Origin of the sequence: Mitsuokella jalaludinii (assembly GCF_928722185.1) — a bacterium.
GTDB classification, from domain to species: domain Bacteria; phylum Bacillota; class Negativicutes; order Selenomonadales; family Selenomonadaceae; genus Mitsuokella; species Mitsuokella jalaludinii.
This window is the reverse complement of sequence record NZ_CAKMXA010000001.1, coordinates 379,139-399,738: the sequence shown is the minus strand read 5'-3', so window position 1 is coordinate 399,738 and position 20,600 is coordinate 379,139. Positions and strand designations below refer to the sequence as shown.

At 60.9% G+C, this 20,600-nt stretch carries 21 protein-coding genes; 2 read left to right on the top strand and 19 right to left on the bottom strand.

From position 1 onward, the window contains the following. Nucleotides 1-150: 150 nt before the first annotated feature. From QDI87_RS01885 to QDI87_RS01865, 5 genes are all read right to left on the bottom strand, one after another. A complete protein-coding gene (locus QDI87_RS01885; RefSeq protein WP_055159828.1) occupies nt 151-1,146 on the bottom strand; it encodes an IS30 family transposase in 996 nt (331 codons plus the stop codon). A 67-nt stretch (nt 1,147-1,213) separates the two neighbouring features. Beyond that, nucleotides 1,214-1,525 (bottom strand): ESPR domain-containing protein, encoded by a 312-nt coding sequence (locus QDI87_RS01880; RefSeq protein WP_036376567.1) that lies wholly within the window; start codon nt 1,523-1,525, stop codon nt 1,214-1,216. Nucleotides 1,526-1,836: 311 nt separating this feature from the next. Next, complete coding sequence (locus tag QDI87_RS01875) at nt 1,837-2,535, bottom strand: winged helix-turn-helix domain-containing protein (protein WP_255240852.1); 699 nt, start codon at nt 2,533-2,535, stop codon at nt 1,837-1,839. Nucleotides 2,536-2,657: 122 nt separating this feature from the next. After that, nucleotides 2,658-3,254, bottom strand: a complete 597-nt coding sequence (locus QDI87_RS01870; protein ID WP_036376561.1) for a hypothetical protein — start codon at nt 3,252-3,254, stop codon at nt 2,658-2,660. Between the two features lie 110 nt (nt 3,255-3,364). Next, complete coding sequence (locus QDI87_RS01865) at nt 3,365-4,774, bottom strand: GDSL-type esterase/lipase family protein (protein WP_255240853.1); 1,410 nt, start codon at nt 4,772-4,774, stop codon at nt 3,365-3,367. A 121-nt stretch (nt 4,775-4,895) separates the two neighbouring features. On the opposite strand from QDI87_RS01865, the gene QDI87_RS01860 reads away from it, so the two are divergent. Beyond that, nucleotides 4,896-5,879 carry a site-specific integrase gene (locus QDI87_RS01860; protein ID WP_036376556.1) on the top strand — a complete coding sequence of 328 codons (984 nt, stop codon included), beginning with the start codon at nt 4,896-4,898 and terminating at the stop codon, nt 5,877-5,879. 518 nt (nt 5,880-6,397) lie between these two features. Here the strand turns inward: QDI87_RS01860 and QDI87_RS01855 are convergent. From QDI87_RS01855 to QDI87_RS01795, 13 genes are all read right to left on the bottom strand, one after another. Then, nucleotides 6,398-8,467, bottom strand: a complete 2,070-nt coding sequence (locus tag QDI87_RS01855) for a polyribonucleotide nucleotidyltransferase (RefSeq protein WP_036376554.1) — start codon at nt 8,465-8,467, stop codon at nt 6,398-6,400. 111 nt (nt 8,468-8,578) lie between these two features. Beyond that, nucleotides 8,579-8,857 carry a 30S ribosomal protein S15 gene (rpsO, locus tag QDI87_RS01850; RefSeq protein WP_036376552.1) on the bottom strand — a complete coding sequence of 93 codons (279 nt, stop codon included), beginning with the start codon at nt 8,855-8,857 and terminating at the stop codon, nt 8,579-8,581. Between the two features lie 116 nt (nt 8,858-8,973). Further along, entirely contained in the window at nt 8,974-9,912 is a 939-nt protein-coding gene (locus tag QDI87_RS01845) for a bifunctional riboflavin kinase/FAD synthetase (protein WP_036376549.1), read from the bottom strand. A 14-nt stretch (nt 9,913-9,926) separates the two neighbouring features. Then, entirely contained in the window at nt 9,927-10,820 is an 894-nt protein-coding gene (gene truB, locus QDI87_RS01840) for a tRNA pseudouridine(55) synthase TruB (protein WP_036376547.1), read from the bottom strand. After that, a complete protein-coding gene (locus QDI87_RS01835; protein ID WP_036376545.1) occupies nt 10,820-11,788 on the bottom strand; it encodes a DHH family phosphoesterase in 969 nt (322 codons plus the stop codon). The genes truB and QDI87_RS01835 overlap by 1 nt, the downstream gene beginning before the upstream one ends. 1 nt (nt 11,789) lies before the next feature. Beyond that, nucleotides 11,790-12,197: a 30S ribosome-binding factor RbfA gene (gene rbfA / locus QDI87_RS01830; RefSeq protein WP_036376543.1), complete on the bottom strand. Its 408-nt coding sequence runs from the start codon at nt 12,195-12,197 to the stop codon at nt 11,790-11,792. A 98-nt stretch (nt 12,198-12,295) separates the two neighbouring features. After that, nucleotides 12,296-14,779, bottom strand: coding sequence for a translation initiation factor IF-2 (gene infB / locus QDI87_RS01825; protein WP_036376541.1), 2,484 nt, complete (start codon nt 14,777-14,779; stop codon nt 12,296-12,298). Between the two features lie 28 nt (nt 14,780-14,807). Further along, nucleotides 14,808-15,125 (bottom strand): L7Ae/L30e/S12e/Gadd45 family ribosomal protein, encoded by a 318-nt coding sequence (locus QDI87_RS01820; protein ID WP_036376537.1) that lies wholly within the window; start codon nt 15,123-15,125, stop codon nt 14,808-14,810. A 3-nt stretch (nt 15,126-15,128) separates the two neighbouring features. Continuing rightward, on the bottom strand, nt 15,129-15,410 hold the full coding sequence (gene rnpM / locus QDI87_RS01815; protein ID WP_036376534.1) for an RNase P modulator RnpM: 282 nt from the start codon (nt 15,408-15,410) through the stop codon (nt 15,129-15,131). Between the two features lie 4 nt (nt 15,411-15,414). Continuing rightward, on the bottom strand, nt 15,415-16,551 hold the full coding sequence (nusA, locus tag QDI87_RS01810; protein ID WP_036376531.1) for a transcription termination factor NusA: 1,137 nt from the start codon (nt 16,549-16,551) through the stop codon (nt 15,415-15,417). A 65-nt stretch (nt 16,552-16,616) separates the two neighbouring features. After that, nucleotides 16,617-17,069, bottom strand: coding sequence for a ribosome maturation factor RimP (gene rimP / locus QDI87_RS01805; protein ID WP_036376528.1), 453 nt, complete (start codon nt 17,067-17,069; stop codon nt 16,617-16,619). A 169-nt stretch (nt 17,070-17,238) separates the two neighbouring features. Further along, on the bottom strand, nt 17,239-18,429 hold the full coding sequence (locus tag QDI87_RS01800) for an MFS transporter (protein ID WP_036376525.1): 1,191 nt from the start codon (nt 18,427-18,429) through the stop codon (nt 17,239-17,241). 55 nt (nt 18,430-18,484) lie between these two features. Next, nucleotides 18,485-18,901: a MarR family winged helix-turn-helix transcriptional regulator gene (locus QDI87_RS01795; RefSeq protein WP_036376523.1), complete on the bottom strand. Its 417-nt coding sequence runs from the start codon at nt 18,899-18,901 to the stop codon at nt 18,485-18,487. A gap of 137 nt (nt 18,902-19,038) precedes the next feature. On the opposite strand from QDI87_RS01795, the gene QDI87_RS01790 reads away from it, so the two are divergent. Next, on the top strand, nt 19,039-20,070 hold the full coding sequence (locus QDI87_RS01790) for an aldo/keto reductase (protein ID WP_036376520.1): 1,032 nt from the start codon (nt 19,039-19,041) through the stop codon (nt 20,068-20,070). 58 nt (nt 20,071-20,128) lie between these two features. Here the strand turns inward: QDI87_RS01790 and QDI87_RS01785 are convergent, their stop codons facing one another. After that, nucleotides 20,129-20,560 (bottom strand): YbjN domain-containing protein, encoded by a 432-nt coding sequence (locus tag QDI87_RS01785; RefSeq protein WP_036376517.1) that lies wholly within the window; start codon nt 20,558-20,560, stop codon nt 20,129-20,131. Nucleotides 20,561-20,600: the final 40 nt, after the last annotated feature.

Below are 20,600 nucleotides of genomic sequence, written 5' to 3'. Positions count from 1 at the left end.
GCATCAATCGTATTGGTGGTACTAGTTATGCCGGAATGCAACTCCTTATACATGGTTTTGCCGGAGACCAGTCGACTGTCATTAAGATCAACAGCACCCAGACCGATGGCCTCGCCCCATGCTTCCTCATTCTTTTTTTTCGGCGAATTGTCAAGCTAAGTGCAACACCTTTGAGAAATAGACCTCATATGGTGTTTTGTAGCCAAGGCACTTCCTAGGGCGCAGGTTCAACTCATGGTACTTCCGTTGGATGTAATCCTCTGGCGTATCCGTGATGTCCTTGCCTTTCGGGAAGAACTCCCGCAGAAGCCCATTGGTATTCTCGTTGGTCCCGCGCTCCCATGGATGGTGCGGAGCAGGAAAGTAGAACGTCACACGCTTCAGTTCCTTGCTGAGTTGAGCATGTTTCGAGAATTCCTTTCCGCGATCTGGCGTGACCGAAAGATGCGGCTGCCCCGAGAGTGCTTCACACATCACCTTGTTGACGGCAGCGGCAGTCTTGCTCGCGGCCTTTCCACCAAGCAAGTACCGGCTCTTCCGGTCCACCAGCGTGACGAGGCAGGCCTTTCCTTGCTTACCCACCACCGTATCCGCTTCCCAGTGACCACGGACGGAACGGTTCGTCGCACTGGCAGGACGATCCTCGATGGGGTGCGATATGACGAACTTGCCACGATGTTCTTCGTTGCCTTTCTTGTGACGCCGTTTCCCATGATGCCGTAGTTTCCGAAGTACGAACTTCGCTGAAGCTCCTGGCGGGTTCAGCAGTCCTGCGTGGATAGCGCGGTAGATCGTCGGAACGCTGACGAGACGGCAGCCATGCTCCAACTGGATCCGTCCGACAATCTCCTCTGGCGACCAGTGGTACGCCAGGATACAGATCTGGATGTAGGAATGAAGTGGTGCATACTCCAGCCGCTTATGCGGACGACAGGCTTTCCTGCGCTGCTTGTAGAGCGCTTGCGCGGTCAACGGGCAGTACGACATAGGCTGGTCCGCAGGGGCCGCATTGCGGAGAAGCTCACGCGAGATGGTCGACTTGCTCCGGTTCAGCAGATGGGCAATCTCCGTGATGGATTTGCCCTCAGCAAGAAAAAAGAGTATCTTTTCTCGCTCAAATGGTGTAAGATGTGTGTAGTGGCACATAGGCTCTCCTTTTGTTATAGGTAGTTCTCTTCAAACACCATTATAGCAAAGAAGTCTATGTGTCATTTTAATTTGGTTGTCTAGGAGCTGTTGCACTTAGATTGTAAATCCATCTCTCATTATCCGTGACAGCGGTAGTCCCATCTTCCGATTGCAGGTTCGCACCGATATTGGATGCATCGACTTTTGCATCGGCTGCCCAGCCGACTGGCAGGCTGGTGCCCATGGCGAACAGGGCGATGAGGATGGCGGTGGTTAGTCGCTCGTGCTGGTGCTGGGCGGTGAGGCTCTTTGTCTTGCCGCGGCTGTGGACTATCTCGGAGACGACTTGGTAGAGATTTCTTGCGCGATTGTAGATGACTTTATAAACTCTGTTCATATTGACCATCCTTTGCCATTGGATTGTGCTCTGGCAGGAATTGCCCTGTGCGGACTGAATGGAAGATGCAGGGCCTTCATATTCACATCACACTTTCTCGATGCTGTAAGATTTGCTACATCCTTCTGCCATGATGCCTATATACTGTAATTAAGTTCTATTATAACACAAATATAACACAAATTGTTATTATGTAATTACCTGTACTTCACAAGATTCGCAAAATTAGAATTAAAACAGGAGGTTTTCACATAAAAAAACATCCACCCATGCAAGATCTTTGCAAAGTGGGCGGATGTCTTGTCCGTGTGTCAGGCTGTGCGGCGCGCGAAGCGGTAGCCGATGCCGCGGACGGTCTCGATGGCCTTGCTGATGTTCTCGTCGTCTTTGAGTTTGGCGCGCAGGTGGCGGATGTGGACGTCGACGGTGCGGGTGTCGCCGTAGTACTCGTAGCCCCAGATGCGCTCGAGCAGTTCGTCGCGCGTGAAGGCGCGGCCGGGGTTCGTCACGAGCAGCTTTAAGAGCTCGTATTCCTTCGGGGTCAGGGCGATGGGCTCGTCGTGGAGCCATGCCTGATAGGAGGAAAAATCGAGGCGCAGGCCGCCAATCTTCAGCGTCTCCTCCCTCCCCTTCTCGCTCTGGCTGTCCTTGGCGGAGCGGCGCAGCACGGCCTTGACGCGCGCGAGCAGCTCGCGCATGGAGAAGGGCTTGACGACGTAGTCGTCGGCGCCGAGCTCGAGGCCGAGCACGCGGTCGATCTCCTCGGCCTTGGCGGTCAGCATGATGATAGGGATGCCGCTCGTCTGCGGGTCGGCCTTGAGCCGGCGGCAGACTTCGAGGCCATCGACTTCTGGCAGCATGATGTCGAGCAGCACGAGGTCCATACCCGCGGCCTTGGCGAGGGCTTCGCGCCCGTCGGCGGCCGCCGTGACCTCGTAGCCATTCTTCTTGAGGTTGAAGGTCAAGAGTTCGCGTATGGAGGCTTCATCGTCTACAACGAGGATCTGCATGATATCATCCTTCCTGTTTCTTTCTGGTTCTCTCTTTGTCAATTGGGTAGTCGGGTCTTTTCTTTGTTGTGCCGGTCAAAAAAGCGGCAGTCTCCCCGCTTCGGGGATGCTGCCGCATCTGCTCAGTAGAAATGCTCGGTCAGGTCGATGAGGTTGTCGCGGACCTGGCGCAGGAAGTCCCAGCGGTTGACGTTCTCCGCGCCGACGGAGAAGCAGACGCCGTCCTTCGTCCAGTAGGCGACGAAGGCGGACTCGCTGACTTCGGCCAGCTGGACTTCGGTGCTCCCGATGGTCATGGTCTGCCAGTTGGCGCCGTAGACGCCGCTCAGGGCTTCGGCCGTCATCTCGGACGGGTCGGCCACAGCCGTGCGCACGGTGAACTGCGCGCGCTTCTCGGGCGCACCGTAACGCGAGGCATAGCGGAGGTCTGCGACCGTGCCGCCGATGAGGAAGCGCTGCTGCAGCTCGAGGCCGGAGCTCAGCGGGAAGTAGAGCGGATGGACGCCGAGCGCCTCGGTCAGCTCGCCGTAGCTTGCGGCGGGGACCATCGGGTTTGGCATGCCGACGGCTGACTGCGCGGCTGCGCTGTCGTCTGTGGCCTGCACCGGTGTGGCGGCCATCTGCGCGGCTTCGCTCGCGGCATCGGCAAAGCTCGTGGCGGGAGCGAGGAAAATGGCACCGGCAGCAGCCAGGGCCATGAGGTTATGATGAAGATGCATCGAAATTCCTCCAGAATCAAAGTATTCATGAGTCGTACTATCAAGAAATGAGGGTCAAACGCCCCCATTTCATTATAGTACAGATGGCAGGCGTAGTACAAGTCCCCTGCTCAGTTCTCTGCACCATCCTGCGGCGTGCTCTCATATTCCTCGAGTTCCTGGTCGGCGGCGGCCTTGACTCCAGGCCAGACGCTGTTGACGTAGGCACCCATCAAGGCCTTGCCATTGGCATCGGGGTGAAGGCCGTCGAGGGCGTACTGGGTCGGCAGCAGGCCGTCCTGTGTCGGGATGGCGGCCGCCATGTCGATGTAGGTGTGCGTGCGGATGTAGGCGTTGACCGCGTCGAAGCGCTCCTGCCAGTCGTCGGCCGTCGGCTCCGCAAAGACGTGGTCGATGTTCTCGGGATTGATGGCCGGCAGTGTCACGAGAATCGGGCAGATGCCGTTTTCCAGGCAGCGCTGGCGCATGGTCTCGAGGTCGGCGATGACGGCGTCCGTGTCCTCCCCTGCCCGCAGGCTGTTGCTGCCCGTCATGATGATGAGGTAGCGCGGATGGAACGGCAGGACATCGCGGTCAAAGCGCTCCACGGTCATGCCGCTCGTGTCACCGCTCTGCGAGAGGTTGATGGCGGGGAAGTCGAGGTAGTGGAGCCAGCTGAACGAGAAGACGGCCGGGCTGTAGGAGAAGTGGCCGCCGCCGTGGCTGATGCTGTCGCCGAGCACGGCGACCTGCCAGTCGTCGGCAGGATCCGTGCGGAAGGAGCGCACGCGCGACCACTGCCCCATGGGATTGCCCTCGCCGTCAAATGAGCGCACGCGCCAGTAAAAGGGCGCGGACCCGTAATGGGCCTGCGGGTCGTAGATCTCGGCCATATCGCTCGTGAGCGTCTCAATCGGCACGGCATCGGGTTCCGCTTCGGGATTCACCGCGTAGATGGCGACTTCGTAGCTTGCGGCCGTGGTCTGGCCGATCCAGGTGTAGACGGGGTAAAGAAGCGTCTCCCCTCGCCTGCCGCCATACTCTGCCGTCAGCACGGGCGCATCCATCGGCGGCAGGTCCGGCGAGGTGTAGAGCACGGCAAGGTCGCTGTACGGCGTGTAGGGCGTGCCGTTGAAGTCGAGGGCGCGCACGCGCCAGTAGATGGGCTCGGTCTTGGAGCCGAGCTGGTCTGCCGCAAATTCGCGCAGGGGCGCGTTGTAGGCGTTCTGGTAGATGCTGCGCGTGCGGAAGACGGATTCATCGGAGTTCTTGGCGGGCGACAGATGCCCGGGTTTCTTGGTAAAGAATTCGATCTCGTACATGACGGCCTCGTCGTCCGTGTCCCAGGTCAGTATTGGCGAGTATGAGAGCGGCGTCTCGGCCGTCGTCGCGCTGAGTCCGGAGGGCGGCGGCGTCAGGAGATGCGAGGATGCCTCATGGCGCGGCGTCAAGAGGAGCGCCGTGAGCACGATGACAAGGCACGAAAAGCCGAGGATGGCCGCGAAGAGATGGCGGCGGCTATGGTGATGGAGATTCTTCATGAGAGCTCCCCCCTTTCTTGTGGTAACTGTTGCATCACAGATTGCATTATAGCATAGAATTGTCCTATAATAGAAGAAAATTTACGGTATACATGAATGTACATCAGGATGAGGATGAAGTATGCGAGCAAAGAAGAATTTCCTGCTGGTCAAGAATCAGCGCATCGAGCAAAACGAGCGCCTCTCGGAGAAGGCGAAGGCGCGCCTCGGGAAGTCGAAGGCGGACAATACGCTCAAGGCGTACTGTGCAGACTGGAGTGACTTCTCGGACTGGTGCTGCTATCACGGCGAGCGCGATCTGCCGGCGCGGCCGGAGACGATCGTCAACTACCTCAACGACCTCGCGGACGATGCGAAGGCGAACACGGTGGCGCGGCGCGTGACGGCGATCTCGGAGAACCACATGGCGGCAGGCTACACGGGCAAGAACAATCCGGCAAAGGACGCGCTCGTGCGGACGGCGATGGAGGCGATCCGGCGCGAGAAGGGCACGTTCCAGCAGGGCAAGGCGCCGATCCTGATGGAGACGCTCTACGTGCTGGCGGACTGCTTCGGCGACGACATCGTCTCGCTGCGCGACAGGGCGCTGATTTTCCTCGGCTTTGCGGGGGCGTTCCGCCGCTCGGAGCTCGTGGCGATACAGGTGGAGCATCTGACGTTCACGACGCAGGGGCTCGTGATCCTCGTGCCGCAGTCGAAGAGCGACCAGCTCGGGCGCGGCACGGAGATCGCGGTGCCGTATGCGCCCGACCCGGAGGTCTGCGCCGTGCGGGCGGTGCGGGCCTGGCTGCAGGCGGCGGACATCCACACGGGGCCTCTTTTCCGGCCGTTCACGCGCAGCCATACGCTCAGGGACTCGCAGCTGACGGACAAGTCGGTGGCACTGATTGTGAAGAAGTACGCGGCGCTTGCGGGGTTCAACCCAGCGAGCTTCGCGGGGCACAGTCTGCGCCGGGGCTTCGCGACGAGTGCGGCGCAGCACGATGTGGATGCGCTGACGATCATGCGGCAGACGCGGCATCATTCGGAGAAGATGGTGCACCGGTATATTGAGCAGGGCAATATCTTCAAGGAAAACCCGCTCAACAAGATGTTCAAGAAATAAGGTTCGGCAAAGGGCGAGGGCATGCATTCCGGCTTCGTCGCTCCGTTAAATGAGCCCCATGCGACGGATGACGTATCTAGATATTTCGCCGCCCGACGCGGCGTTCTGGCATCGCTGTTTCTAGGTACGGCAGCTCGGGGCTCAGCCTGCGGCAATCACTTCGCTCCTGCAGGCGGAATGCATGCCCTCGCCCAAAGTTTATGCCTGCAGAGGAGATCTGGCTTCGTCGCTCTGTTAAATGAGCCCCATGCGACGGATGACGTATCTAGGTATTTCGCCGCCTGACGCGGCGTTCTGGCATCGCTGTTTCTAGGTGCGGCGGCTCGGGGCTCAGCCTGCGGCGGTCACTTCGCTCCTGCAGGCGGAATGCATGCCCTCGCCCTGAAGTGGATGTCTGCGGACTGAGCTTCTGCGTGGCGCGGCCGATTGCTTCGCTCCGGCCTTAGGTTTTGGGATTGTTGCTTGTACAAAAAAGGCTTCCCCTCTCATTTGAGATGGGAAGCCTTTTTATTGCGCGCTTAAAGCACGGCTTTGTGGCTGAGGTTGATGCGGCCTTTGTCATCGATCTCGACGACTTTGACCTGGAGCTGGTCGCCGACCTGGACGACGTCTTCGACTTTCTCGACGCGGTGGTTGGAGAGCTGGGAGATGTGGCAGAGGCCTTCTTTGCCTGGCAGGACTTCGACGAAGGCGCCGAATTTCATCAGGCGGGTGACGCGGCCGGTGTAGACTTCTCCGACTTCGACTTCGCGGACGATGTCTTCGATCATCTTCTTGGCTTTCTTCATGCCTTCGGCGTCGCTGGAGGTGATGAAGATGTTGCCGTCTTCGTGGATGTCGATGTCGACGCCGGTCTCGTCGATGATCTTCTTGACGACTTTGCCGCCGGTGCCGATGACGTCGCGGATCTTGTCGACCTTGATCTTGATCGTCTCGACGCGCGGTGCGTACGGGGAGAGCTCGGCGGCCGGCTTGTCGATGCACTCGAGCATCTTGCCGAGGATGAAGGCGCGGCCGCGCTTGGCCTGCTGGAGGGCGGAGGACAGGATCTCGCGGGAGAGGCCGTCGACTTTGATGTCCATCTGGATGGCGGTGATGCCTTCCGTCGTACCGGCCACCTTGAAGTCCATGTCGCCGAGGGCGTCTTCCATGCCCTGGATATCGGTGAGGATCGTGTACTTATCCCCTTCTTTGACGAGGCCCATGGCGACACCGGAGACGGGGCGCTTGATGGGCACGCCGGCGTTCATCAGCGAGAGCGTGCTGCCGCAGACGGAGCCCATGGAGCTCGAGCCGTTGGACTCGAGGACCTCGGAGACGAGGCGGATGGTGTACGGGAACTCCTCGATGGAGGGGATGACGGGCACGAGGGCGCGCTCGGCAAGGGCGCCGTGGCCGATCTCGCGGCGGCCGGGGCTGCGCATCGGGCGGGCTTCGCCGACGCTGTAGCCCGGGAAGTTGTAGTGATGGATGTAGTGCTTCGTCGTCTCAGGTCCGAGGCCGTCGATGATCTGCTCGTCACCGAGAGAGCCGAGCGTCGTGACCGTGAGGATCTGGGTCTGGCCACGCGTGAAGAGGCCGGAGCCATGCGTGCGCGGCAGCAGTCCGACTTCGCACGAGACGGGGCGCACTTCTTCGACTTCGCGGCCGTCCGGGCGTATCTTCTCGTGGGTGATCATGTGGCGCACGACGGACTTCTCGAGGTCGTGGATGGCGATGGCGATCTCTTTATCCATCTCCGGGTAGAGCTCGAGGAAGTGCTCCATCGTGTCGGTCGTGACCTCGGCGATGTGGGCGTCGCGGTCGAGCTTGTCCGGGTTGCGGACGACTGCGTCGAGGCGGTCCTTCGCGTAGTCGCGGATGGCCTCCTCCATCTCCTGCGGGACGAGGAAGAGCTTCGGCTCGCTCTTCTCTTTGCCGCAGTCGGCCTGGATGCCCTGCTGGAATTCGACGAGGCGCTTGATCTCCTCATGGCCGAACAGGATGGCGTCGAGGATGACGTCCTCCGGCAGCTCGTTGGCGCCGGCCTCGACCATCATGACGGCGTCGTGGGAGCCGGCGACGGTGAGGTTCAGCGTCGATACCTTGCGCTGCTCTTCCGTCGGGTTGATGACGAATTCATCGTTGACGCGGCCGACGCGCACGCCCGCAATCGGTCCCATGAACGGGATGTCGGAGACAGTCAGGGCGCACGATGCGCCGATCATGGCGGCGAGTTCCGGTGCGTTGTCCTGCTCGACGGAGAGGACGGTCGCGACGATCTGGACGTCGTTGCGGAAGCCCTTCGGGAACAGCGGGCGAATCGGGCGGTCGATCAGGCGCGCGCAGAGGATGGCGTCGCTCGACGGGCGGCCCTCACGCTTGATGAAGCCCCCCGGGATCTTGCCTGCTGCATACATCTTCTCTTCGTAGTCGACCGTCAGCGGGAAGAAGTCCACGCCTTCGCGCGGCTCAGCCGATGCCGTGGCCGTGACGAGCACGACGGTGTCGCCGTAGCGCACGAGCACGGCGCCGTTGGCCTGCTTCGCGAGCTGTCCGTTCTCGATGACGAGCGGGCGGCCTGCGAGTTCCATCTCAAAGCGATTCATAAAAACCTCCTTGTATCTCTACTTCATTCGTATCTCTTGTTCTATGTTTATTTTTCCAGAAAAAAAAGCGGGATTGCTCCCGCTTTCCGCTTCAGGATCGCTCGCCAGCAATCAGCGCTCAACCGTGGAACGCAGACCAAGCTTTGCGATAATCGAACGATAACGCTCAATATCCGTCTTGTAGAGGTAGCTGAGCAGACGACGGCGATGGCCGACCATCTTCAGCAGACCGCGACGGGAATGATGATCCTTCTTGTGCTGCTTGAGGTGCTCCGTCAGATAGTCGATACGTGCGGAGAGGACAGCGATCTGTACTTCCGGCGAACCCGTATCACCCTCGTGAACGGCATACTTCTGCATGATTTCCTGTTTTGCTTCCTGAGTCAGCATGTTGGTAATTCCTCCTGTATCATGTAACAATCTCCATCAGCCAAGAATACGTCGGAGTTCTTCGCAATCTGGGCTGAGGTCTGCCATTTGGCACTTTCAATAGTATATCACAGCCGTCAAGCGCTTGTAAAGCAATGGCGCCAGATTTCTTTGGCCCGCTCGCGGTCCCTGTGCATCTGCGCGACAAGGGTCGCGACTGAATCGAACTTCTCTTCATCGCGTATCTTCTGCAGGAAGCGGACTTCGAGCAGCCTGTCGTAGATGTCCTTGGAAAAGTCCTGGATGTTGACCTCGATGCGGCGGTTGCAGCCCGGGAAGGTCGGGTTGTTGCCGATGTTGGCGAGTGCAGCGTAGTCGCGGTCGCCGTAGTGGGCCGTCGCGGCGTAGACGCCGTTCGGCAGCATGACCTGGGCGTCGGGGATAGCGAGGTTGGCCGTCGGGAAGCCCAGCGTGCGGCCGCGCTTGTCGCCGTGGATGACGCGGTCGAGCACAGTGAAGGGCCGGCCGAGGCACTCCTCTGCCGCCGCGAGGTCACCGCCCGCGATCAGGCCGCGGATGCGTGTGCTGCTGACGGGGCGGCCGCCGAGCTGGACGGCCGGGCAGATCTCGGCGCGGAAGCCGTAGTCGCCCGCCACGCGCTGCAGCATGCGATGCGTGCCCTTGCCGCGGCTGCCGAAGGTGTAATTCGGCCCCGTCACGAGGATGTGCGGCGCAAAGGAGTCGCGCAGGAGCGCGAGAAAGTCCTCCGGCGTGCGGCGCGCGAGGTCCTTCGTGAACGGGATGGCCATGAGGATGTCGACGCCGAGTTCCTCGATGAGCTGGCGGCGCAGTGCATTGTTGCCGATCTGCGGCGGCACGGCCTGCGGCGCGAGGACGGCGAGCGGATGGTTGCTGAAGGTGAAGACCATGCTCTCGCCGCCAATCTCATGCGCGAGGTCGACCGCGCGCTTTATGATGCTGCGGTGGCCGCGGTGGACGCCGTCAAACATGCCGAGCGCGATGACGAGGCGCGGGTGGTCCTGTCGTAGCGTGGTGAGTCTGGAATAGAATTGCATCGCTTGTTCCCCTCTCATGGTTTTGCCGCCAGCTCGCGGTGGATGACCTTGGCCGGGATGACCTCCTGGCTCGCCCGGTCGTAGCGGCCGATGCCGAGGAAGCGCCCCCCGCAGTAGACGCGCAGCGTGTCGGTCTCCGGCACGCGCTGCCGCTCGCCCGTGCCGAGGCCGTTGCAGAAGGCCTTCTCGCGGCGCGGGTCGAGGTCGTAGCGCTCGAGGTGACTCAAAAAGTGCGCGGGCTCCAGGACGGCGCCCTCCCCCGCCCCGACGAGCTCTTCGAGCGTCAGCGCATCAGCGAGCGCAAAGTCGCCGACGCGGCTGCGCACGAGGAAGCTCATCGTCGCCGGCAGGCCGAGCGCCGCCCCGATGTCGAGGCAGAGGCTCCTGATGTAGGTGCCCTTCGAGCACTGGACATCGAGGAGCACCTTGTGCGCCTCCGGCTGATAGGCGACGAGGTCAAGCGAATGGATCGTGACCTCGCGCGAGGGGACCTCGACCTCCTTGCCCTCGCGCAGGAGGTCGCAGGCGCGCTTGCCGCCGATCTTGATGGCGGAGTGTGCCGGGGGCGTCTGGCGGATGCGACCCGTGAAGCCTGCGAGGACATGCTCGATGGCTTCCTGCGAGGGCATCATGAAGTCCGTGACCTCCTCCGTGATTTTCCCCGTATCGTCGCCGCTGTCCGTCGCAAAGCCGAAGGTCAGCTCTGCGCGGTACGTCTTGTCGGCGAGCTCGAGGTATTCGATGAGCCGGGCGGCCTGCCCTACCGCAACCGGCAGGACGCCTGCCGCGGCGGGGTCGAGCGTACCGGCATGGCCGACGCGCTTCATGCGGAGCACCTTGCGCACGGCGCCGATGACGTCGTGCGAGGACATGCCGGGCGGCTTGAGGATGTTGAGGAATCCGTCCATCATTTCGCCCCCTGGCAGTGGTAAGCGCGGATGGCCTGCGAGATGGCCTCGCAGATCGTGCGCTTGGCTTCCTCAAAGCTCATCAGGAGCGTGCAGCCGGCCGCGCGCGTGTGGCCGCCGCCGCCGAACTGTACGGCAATGGCGCTGACGTCGAGCCCCTTGGAGCGCATGCTGACGCGGCAGATGCCCTCCTCCTTCGTCTTGAGCACGACGGCGATGTCGACGCCCTCGATGACGCGGATCATGCCGATGAAGGACTCTGTCGACTTCATGCGCGCCGTCGTCTCGGCGTTGAGGAAGATGCCGGCCGCATGGCCGTCGGCGAAGAGCTCGGCGCGCTCGATGGCCTCGCCGATGTCGCGGACAGTCTGGTATGGCTTCTGCTCGAGCGCCTCTGAGATGACGTTCGGCTCGACGCCGTGGTCTAAGAGCTCCGCCGCCGCGCGCATCGTGTGCGATGTCGTGTTCGAGAAACGGAAGAAGCCCGAGTCCGTCGCGAGGCCCGTGTAGATGCACATGGCCATCGCCTTGTCGAGGTGGACGGGGAGCTCGTGCATGAGGTCGTAGATGATCTCCGCCGTCGCCGCGCGCGTCGGCGCGATGTAACTGTATTCTGCCGAGCCGTCGTTCGTCTGATGATGATCGATATTGAGGAGGTGCTCCGCATGGACTGCCTTGAGCACATCGCCCGTGCGGTCCGTGGCCGTGTCGAGCACGACGAGGAGGTCGGCCTCTACGGGTCTCTCCACCTCCGGCCTGCCAATAATATCATATCCCGGCAGCACCGAAAAGATGGCCGGGATATCATCATCGAGCAGAACGAGAGCTTCCTTGCCGAGCGAGCGCAGGATGTGCATGAGGCCGAGCGAGGACCCGATGGCGTCGCCGTCGGGGTTCTGGTGGGCCGTGATGACAATCCGCTGAGCGCTGGCCAGGATGGCTGCTGTTTCACTCAATGTCACTATCATGTCAATGTTCTTCTTTCTTGTCGTCTTCGATCTCTGTCGACTCTGTCGAATCGTTCTTCGCCTTGTCCTCGGCCTCGATCTTCAGCAGCAGCTCTTGGATGTGCGCGCTGTAGTCGAGGGACTTGTCCACGACGAAGGAAAGCTCAGGCGTGAAGCGCAGGCGGATACGCTTGCCGATCTCGCGGCGGATGAAGCCGAGCGAACTCTGCAGTCCTGCCCAGCAGTCCTTGACCTGCTGTTCACTGCCCATGAGGCTCACGTAGACCTTGGCCTCGCGCAGATCGCCCGTACACTCGACGGACGTGACCGTCACGAAACCGATGCGCGGGTCCTTGAGCTCACGCAGGATGATCTTTGAAATCTCCTGCTTCATGAGCTCCTGGACCTTCTCTACCCGGAGCTGGCTCATGGCATTCCCTCCTTTATGTCTAGTATGTCTATGTCTGTTGCGTATGTTGATTGTTGGTCGTTATCGCTTGTCGCGCCTCGCGATGTGCTTCGTGAAGCTCAGTCCTTCTCGGCGTCTTTTGCCTTGGCGGCAGCAGCCTTGGCCTGCTCTTCGCGCTTCTTGGCAGCAGCCTTGTTGGCATCGGCGATCGTCGTCGCGATCTCTTCCATCGTGTAGGCCTCGATGATGTCGCCTTCCTTGAAGTCGCGGAAGTCGACAATGGAGATGCCGCACTCGTAGCCTGCGTTGACTTCCTTGACCTCATCCTTGAAGCGGCGCAGCGAGTCGATCTCGCCATCGAAGATCTCGATGTTGTCGCGGATGATGCGGATCTTGGAGTTGTTGCAGATCTTGCCTTCGAGCACGTAGGAACCGGCGACGAGCGCCTTCGAGAACTTCATGACCTGGCGGATCTCGACGCGGCCCTGGACGACTTCCTTGTACTTCGGCTTGAGCATGCCGCTCATCGCATCCTTGACGTCGTTGATGGCGTCGTAGATGACGCGGTACGTGCGGATGTCGATGTTCTCCGTGTCGGCGAGCTTGCGCGCGTTGGCGTCCGGGCGGACGTTGAAGGCGATGATCAGCGCGTTCGAAGCCGATGCCAGCATGACATCCGACTCGTTGACGGCACCGACGCCCGAATGGACGATGGAGACGCGGACCTCATCGTTCTTGTTGAGCTTGAGGAGCGAGCTCGAGAGCGCCTCGACAGAACCCTGTACATCGGCCTTGATGACGATGTTGAGGTCCTTGATATCGCCTTCCTGGATCTGGTGGAAGAGGTCGTCGAGCGAGACTTTCTTGCTCTTGATGAGGTTGTTGCGCTGGCGCTCGATGCGGGCCTCGGCAATGGAGCGGGCCTGCTTCTCCTCGAGCACGGCGAGGATGTCGCCGGCTTCCGGCACATCGTTGAGGCCGAGGATCTCGACTGGTACGGACGGGCCGGCCTTCTTGACGTTCTCGCCGCGGTCGTTGACCATGGCGCGGACCTTGCCGTACGTCGTGCCGCAGACGACAGAGTCGCCGATGCGCAGCGTGCCGTTCTGGACGAGGACGGTTGCGACAGGGCCGCGGCCCTTGTCGAGCTTGGCCTCGACGATGACGCCGCGCGCATCGCGGTTCGGGTTGGCCTTGAGCTCCTTGACCTCTGCGACGAGCAGGACCATCTCCAGGAGGTCATCGATGCCGATCTGCTTCTTGGCCGAGACAGGGACCATGATCGTGTCTCCGCCGTATTCCTCCGGCACGAGGCCCTGCTCCATGAGCTCCTGCTTGACGCGGTCCGGATTGGCACCCGGTTTATCGATCTTGTTGATGGCGACGATGATCGGCACGCCTGCCGATTTCGCGTGGTGGATGGCCTCGATCGTCTGCGGCATGACGCCGTCGTCAGCAGCGACGACGAGGATGGCGATATCCGTGATCTGGGCGCCGCGCGCACGCATGGCCGTGAAGGCCTCATGGCCCGGCGTGTCGAGGAAGACAATCTTCTTGCCCTTGCAGTTGACCTGGTAGGCACCGATGTGCTGCGTGATGCCGCCGGCCTCGTGCGTCTGGACATGCGTATTGCGGATGCAGTCGAGCAGCGACGTCTTGCCGTGGTCGACATGGCCCATGACCGTGACGACAGGCGGGCGGAGCTTCAGCGACTTCGGATCATCCTCGATTTCCGGGATCTCCGTCGGGTCTACCTCTGGCGGCAACTCTTCGCACGTCACGCCGAATTCGGAAGCCACGAGGGCGGCCGTATCAAAGTCGATTTCCTGGTTGATCGTCGCCATGACGCCCATCATGAAGAGCTTCTTGACGACTTCGGCGGCCGTGTAGCTCATCTTGGACGCGAGATCCTTGACGGCGATCGTCTCCGGCAGCTTGATGTGCTTCGGATGCGCGATTTCGACCTTCGGCGCCTGCTGGCCGCGCTTGTTGTTGCGGCCGCGGCGGTTATTGCGGTCGTTGCGATTGCCGCCGAAGCGGTTTGTGCGGTCGTTACGGCCACCGCGCTCATTGCGGCTGCCGCCGTTGCGGCGGTCGTTGCGGTTGCCGCCGCGGTTATTGCTGCCGCCGCCATTGCCGTTGCGGTTGCCGCCGTTATTGCTATTGCCGCCATTCGTGTGGCTCGGGCGGTTGCTGCTCGACGCTGCCGCGCGGCTGTTGCCATGGCTGCCCGCGTTGCCGCTGTTGCTATTGTTGCGGCCGGCATCGCTGCGGCGGTCATGGCGGCTGTTATTGCTGTTATTGCTGTTATTGCCGCTGTTGCTATTACTGCCGCCGTGGTTCGGCTTGGCGGCCTGCGGCTTCTCGGCGCGCTTCTCCGCTGGCTTTGCGGCCGGCTTCTGAGCAGGCTGAGCGGCCGGTGCCTTTGCCTGCGGCTTGGCGCCCTTATTGTTCAGCGAATTCTTGATGGCCGTGCGCTCTTCTTCGCCGACGCTCGAGAAATTATTGGCAGCCTTGAACTTGTTGCGCTTGAGGATATCCAGAATGACTTTGCTATCCGTGTTGAACTCTTTGGCGAGCTCGTAAACTCTGTATTTGGACATTGATCCACCCCCGGTTATTATTTCATACTCATGGCTCCTTCATCAACTCGCGCAGCTTCTTCGCAAAGCCTTGGTCCGTCAAGGCTGCGACAGCGCGGTACTCCTTGCCGAGGCAGTGGCCGAGCGTCTCCCGGTCAAGCCCCTCAAGGCAGGGAACCTTGTATCGATCCGCTAGGATCGCGTAATCTTTCTTTGTTTCATCTGAGGCATCCGCGGCCACGAGGACGAGTACGGCCTCGCGGCTCTTGAGAGCCTGCTCCACAGCGAAGGCGCCGGATACGATGCGGCGCGCCCGCTGGGCCATGCTCAAAAGATTCGTGATGCGCTCTTCTCTGGTATGCGCCATGGCTCAGCCCTCAGCCTCATCCTCGAACAATTCGCGCTCGAGGAGATCGTAGACGGCCGCGTCAATCGGCGACTTGAAGGAACGCTCGAGGCCATGACTCTTCTTGGCCTTGTCGAAGCATTCGCGCTTGTGGCAGATGTAGGCGCCGCGCCCAGGCTTCTTGCCCGTGAAATCCACGGAGAATTCGCCCTCGGGGCTGCGCACGATCCGCACCATTTCCTTTTTGGGACGGCTTTCCTGGCAGCCCAGGCACATCCGCTGCGGTATCTTCTTGATCTTCATCATGCAATCATTCAACCTCAGCCGTGAAGGACTCGTCCCCCGTGACTTCGACCTCATTCATGTTGGCATCGAGCTCTTCGTCAGCAGCCTGCGACTCGCTCTTGATATCGATCTTCCAGCCCGTGAGCTTAGCGGCGAGGCGGGCGTTCTGCCCTTCCTTGCCGATCGCGAGCGAGAGCTGGTAGTCCGGCACGACGACGCGCGAGACTTTCTCCGTCTCATTGACAGCGACGGAGACGACCTTGGCCGGGCTCAGCGCATTGGCGATGAACTTGGCCGGATTCTCGCTCCACTTGACGATATCGATCTTCTCGCTGCCGAGCTCATCGACGATTGACTGGACGCGCAGGCCGCGGTGGCCGACGCAGGAGCCGACCGGGTCGACGTTCTCGTCCTTCGAGTAGACAGCGATCTTCGAGCGGTTGCCCGGCTCGCGGGCGACCGACTTGATCTCGACGATGCCCTCCTGGATCTCCGGCACCTCGAGTTCGAAGAGGCGTTTGAGGAGGCCCGGATGCGTGCGTGAAACGACGATCTGCGGTCCCTTGTTCGTCTTCTTGACCTCGACGACGTATGCCTTGATGCGGTCGCCGTGCGCGTACGTCTCCGTCGGGATCTGCTCAGCCGGCGTCAGCACGGCTTCCGTCTTGCCGAGGTCGATGTAGACGTTGTGGTTCTCGACGCGCTCGACGAGGCCCGTCAGGATGTCACCCTCGCGGCTCATGAACTCCTCGTAGATGATGCCGCGCTCTGCCTCGCGGATGCGCTGGACGACGACCTGCTTCGCCGTCTGAGCGGCGATGCGGCCGAAGTTCGCCGGCGTCACCTCGATCTCGATGACGTCGCCTACCTCGTAGTCCGGCTTGATCGTGCGGGCCTGAGCCAGCGAGATCTCCGTGATCTCGTCCTCCGGGTCCTCGACGACCGTCTTGATCGCGTAGACATGATAGTGACCCGTCTCTCTGGAAAGCGTGACGCGGACATTCTGCGCCGAGCCAAAGTTGCGCTTGTAAGCCGAGATCAGGGCAGCCTCGATGGCCTCGAAGAGGACCTCTTCATCGATGCCTTTCTCCTTGCCGAGCTCTTTGAGCGTCATCAGGAATTCCTGACCATTGTCCTTCGCTTTCGTCGTTTTTCTTGCCAAAATGATATCCTCCCAAATGAACGGGGGAATGCCCCCTTTTTTTGCTGTATCAGATGCTTGCGCCGTCAGAAGTCGATATGCAGGCGGACCTGTGCGATATCCGCCAGCGCAATCTTCGCCGCGCCGTCGAGCTCGATGGCATCGCCGTCAAAGCCCGTGAGCTCGCCCACGAGGAGCTTCTTGCCCTCGCGCGGCGCGTAGAGCGTGACGTCGACTTTCTTGCCCTGCTCGCGCACGAAGTCGCGCGGCTTGCGCAGGACGCGGTCGATGCCCGGCGAGGACACCTCCAGAATGTACGAATCCGGCACAACATCGCCCTTGTCAAGTTCCGCTTCGAGTTTCTCGCTCAGGGCCTGACAATCCTCGATATCGATGCCGCCTTCCTTATCGATGTAGACGCGCAGATACCAATCGTGCTCCTTGACATACTCGACATCGACGAGCTCAATGACGTCCTGATCCTTCAGGAGCTCCTGCGCGATTGCCTCCACGGCATCTTCAACCTGCTGCTTTGCCATACATCCACCTCCAGATTTCTGCTTGTGCTTCACGGTGACCCTGTCATCCGTGTCTTTCTCGCATAAGATTAAAGAGTGGGTTCGCACCCACTCTTCACTAAACAACCTTAAATTAACTATTTCATCTTAACACAAAAGACAAGGCTTGTAAATGGTATCTGAAAAAAAGTCACGTCATTGTTGTGCTCTGCTTCTTCCGATGCGTGCGGCGCCAGATGAAATAGAGCACGGCGTTGAAGAAGATGATGGCCGTGCAGCAGATGCCGTACATGAAAGCGTAGCCAAACTGGGCGGCGACGAAGCTCAGGAGGACGGCGGCGAGGCCGACGCTGATGTCGAGCGACCAGAAGTAGGTGGCCGTCGCGACGCCGGCGCGCGCGGCGGGCGCACTCTCGACGGCGAGCGTCTGGAAGGCTGGCGAGAGCGCGCCGAAGCCGATGCCGAGCACGGCGGCCGAGATGAGCAGGCCCGCCGTCGTCCCGACCTGGCTGAAGAGCAGCATGCCGGCGGCGAAGCAGGCAAAACCCGGATAGACCGTCCAGTCGGGGCCCTTCTCGTCGAAGAGGCGGCCGATGACGGGGCGCGTCAGGATGATGACGAAGGCAAAGACGACGAAGAACAGGCTCGTCTCAGCCTGAAGGCCGAGGCTCTTGGCGTAGAGCGGGATGAAAGTCAGGATGCCGCCGTAGGCGAAGAAGACCATGCCGCCTAGAAGTGCCGGCGCGAGCGAGCGCCGCTCGATGAAGTCCGAGAGATGGAAGCCCTTCTTCTGACGCCCGGCCGGGCGGACGACCTCATCGGGCAGCCGGCGCGCATTGGCCGCAAGGAAGGTCAGCGCCGCGAGCGCCGTCAAAAAGGCAAACAGCGCTATGCTGCCGAAATTGCCGATGAGCACGAGGCCGATGAGCGGGCCGACGACCATCGCGAGGTTCGTCGAGAGCGCGAAGTAGCCGATGCCCTCGCCCTTGCGCGAGGCCGGCAGCACGAGCGCAGCCATCGCCGCCGCAGCCGTCGTCGCGAGCGCGAAGATGCAGCCGTGCAGGAAGCGCAGCGCATAGATGGCCTGCTCGGAATGCAGCCAGTTGAAGGCGAGCATGACGAGAAAGAACGCGATCGTTGCGGCGCGCATCAGGCGCTGCTTGTTGACAGCATCGATGATGCGGCCGGCCAGCGGGCGGCAGCTCACCGCACCGATCTGGAAGGCCGTCATCGCGAGGCCCGCCTCCATGTCGCCGCCGCCGAGCGTCTCCATGATGAATATCGGCAGCGAAGCCACCATGATGTACTGCGACATGAACAGGAAGAGGTTGCTCCCTCCCATCCCTAGGAATTCCGGCGTCCATAGCTTCTCTCTCTGCATGTGATCTTCCTTTCCAAACCATTCCACACCAATAACGGGCAGTCGTGCGCCGCACTCAGAGCCTTTCCTCGATCTTGCGCAGCATGCGGCGCAGGTCCTCCTGCTCCGCCTCGCTGAGCGCCCCGAGGAAATCGAAGTTCTTGTGCTCGTCGAGCTCGGTGAGCCGCGCGACGAGCGCTCTGCCCCGCTCCGTCGTCCGCAGCATCATGTGGCGCATGTCATCCGGATTGGGTGTGCGGTCGATGAATCCCTTGTCGTCGAGATGCGTGACGAGCGCCTTGACCGTGTTCTGGTTCTTCTCGATCTTCTCGGCGAGCGCCTTCTGGCATAACGGTTCATATTCTGCAATCGTCTTGAGCGCCACCCACTGCTCCACCGTGATGCCATACGCCTTGAACACCTCGTCGACCGCATAGTGAATCTTGCGCGCCACGCGGCTGATCATGTACCCGATCGTATTGTCCAAAATCATGCCATATCCTTCCTTTCTCGTTCTCTTACATTCCGCCTATTATAGTACGGCCTCGTACAATTGTCAAACAGAGCGCCCTCACCCTGTCAAACCGATCGATTTTTGTATATAATAGAAGCAGACTGGAGGATGATACAATGGATATCTGCAAGACATACACGGCTGCCGCATCGCGTTACGAGGCGATGGCTTATCCGCACTGCGGCAGGAGCGGGCTGCGCCTGCCGCGCGTTGCGCTGGGACTCTGGCACAACTTCGGCGACACGGCAGACTACGCTACGATGAAGGCGCTCTGCTGCACAGCCTTCGACCACGGCATCACGTACTTTGACCTCGCCAACAACTACGGGCCGGCCTACGGCAGCGCCGAGCGGAACTTCGGCCGCCTCATGGACGACCTCTTCCGCCCCTACCGCGACGAGCTCGTCATCGCGACGAAAGCCGGTTACGACATGTGGCCCGGCCCCTACGGTAACTGGGGCAGCCGCAAGTACCTGATCGCGAGCCTCGACCAGAGCCTCAGGCGCATGCACCTCGACTACGTCGACATCTTCTACCACCACCGCATGGATCCCGAGACGCCGCTCGAGGAGACGATGGGCGCGCTCGCGCAGATCGTCAGGAGCGGCAAGGCGCTCTACGTCGGCCTCTCGAATTACGACGGCCCGACGCTCCTGCGCGCTGCGACCATCCTGCACGAGATGCACGTGCCGCTCATCGTCAACCAGAACCGCTACTCCATCTTCGACCGCACGATCGAGAAGAACGGCCTCAAGAACACGTCGGCAGACCTCGGCCTCGGCATCGTCGCCTTCAGCCCGCTCTGCCAGGGTCTCCTGACCGACCGCTACATGAGCGGCATTCCCGAGGACAGCCGCATCCGCCGCGACGGCCGCTTCCTCAAGGAGAAGTCCCTGACGCCCGAGAAACTCCAGGCCATCCGCGCGCTGAGCAAGCTCGCCGAAGAACGCGGCCAGACGCTCGCCGAGATGGCCCTCGCCTGGGACCTCAAGGACGCGGATGTCACCACCGTCCTCATCGGCGCCTCCAAGCCCGAGCAGATCCTCGACAACATCAAGGCCATCGAGAACACCCACTTCACCGCTGAAGAGCGGCAGGAGATCGACGCCATCTCCCTGGCCCCCGGCGTCCAGGGACTCGTGCGCTGAACATGTTCCTGCACACAAAAACCGCTTCGCAGCAAGATTGCTGCGAAGCGGTTTTCTGTCAGTCCCAGACGATCTTCATCAGCTCTGGATAATGGTCCTCAAGTTCCTGCAGGAGGACGCGGAACATGGCGTAGACGAGGTCGCCGTCAATCTTCTCTTCGCCGCAGAGGATGCAGGTGTCGAGCACGACGTTCTCTTCGTCGTCAATGTAGTACTTGCATGTCTTGTACTTCTTGTTGTAGCGGTTGAGCGTCTCGAGCAGTTCCTCGCGGTTCTGGCTACGCACGGCGCGCGGCACGACGAGGATGCGGATCATCGCGTAGATGCTCGTGTCGAGGATGACGACGAGCGGCAGCCGGTTGCCGCGGACCTCCGCAAACGACCGGAAGGCCACCGTTTCGTAGTTGTCATCGGGGATCTCCTCGATCGTGAAGGCCAGAGGACGCGTCTTCTCGACGTATGCTTTGAATTCTTCTGCTTTCTTGTTCATGATGCTCACCTTTCCTTATCTGTATCTTCATCTGTATCTT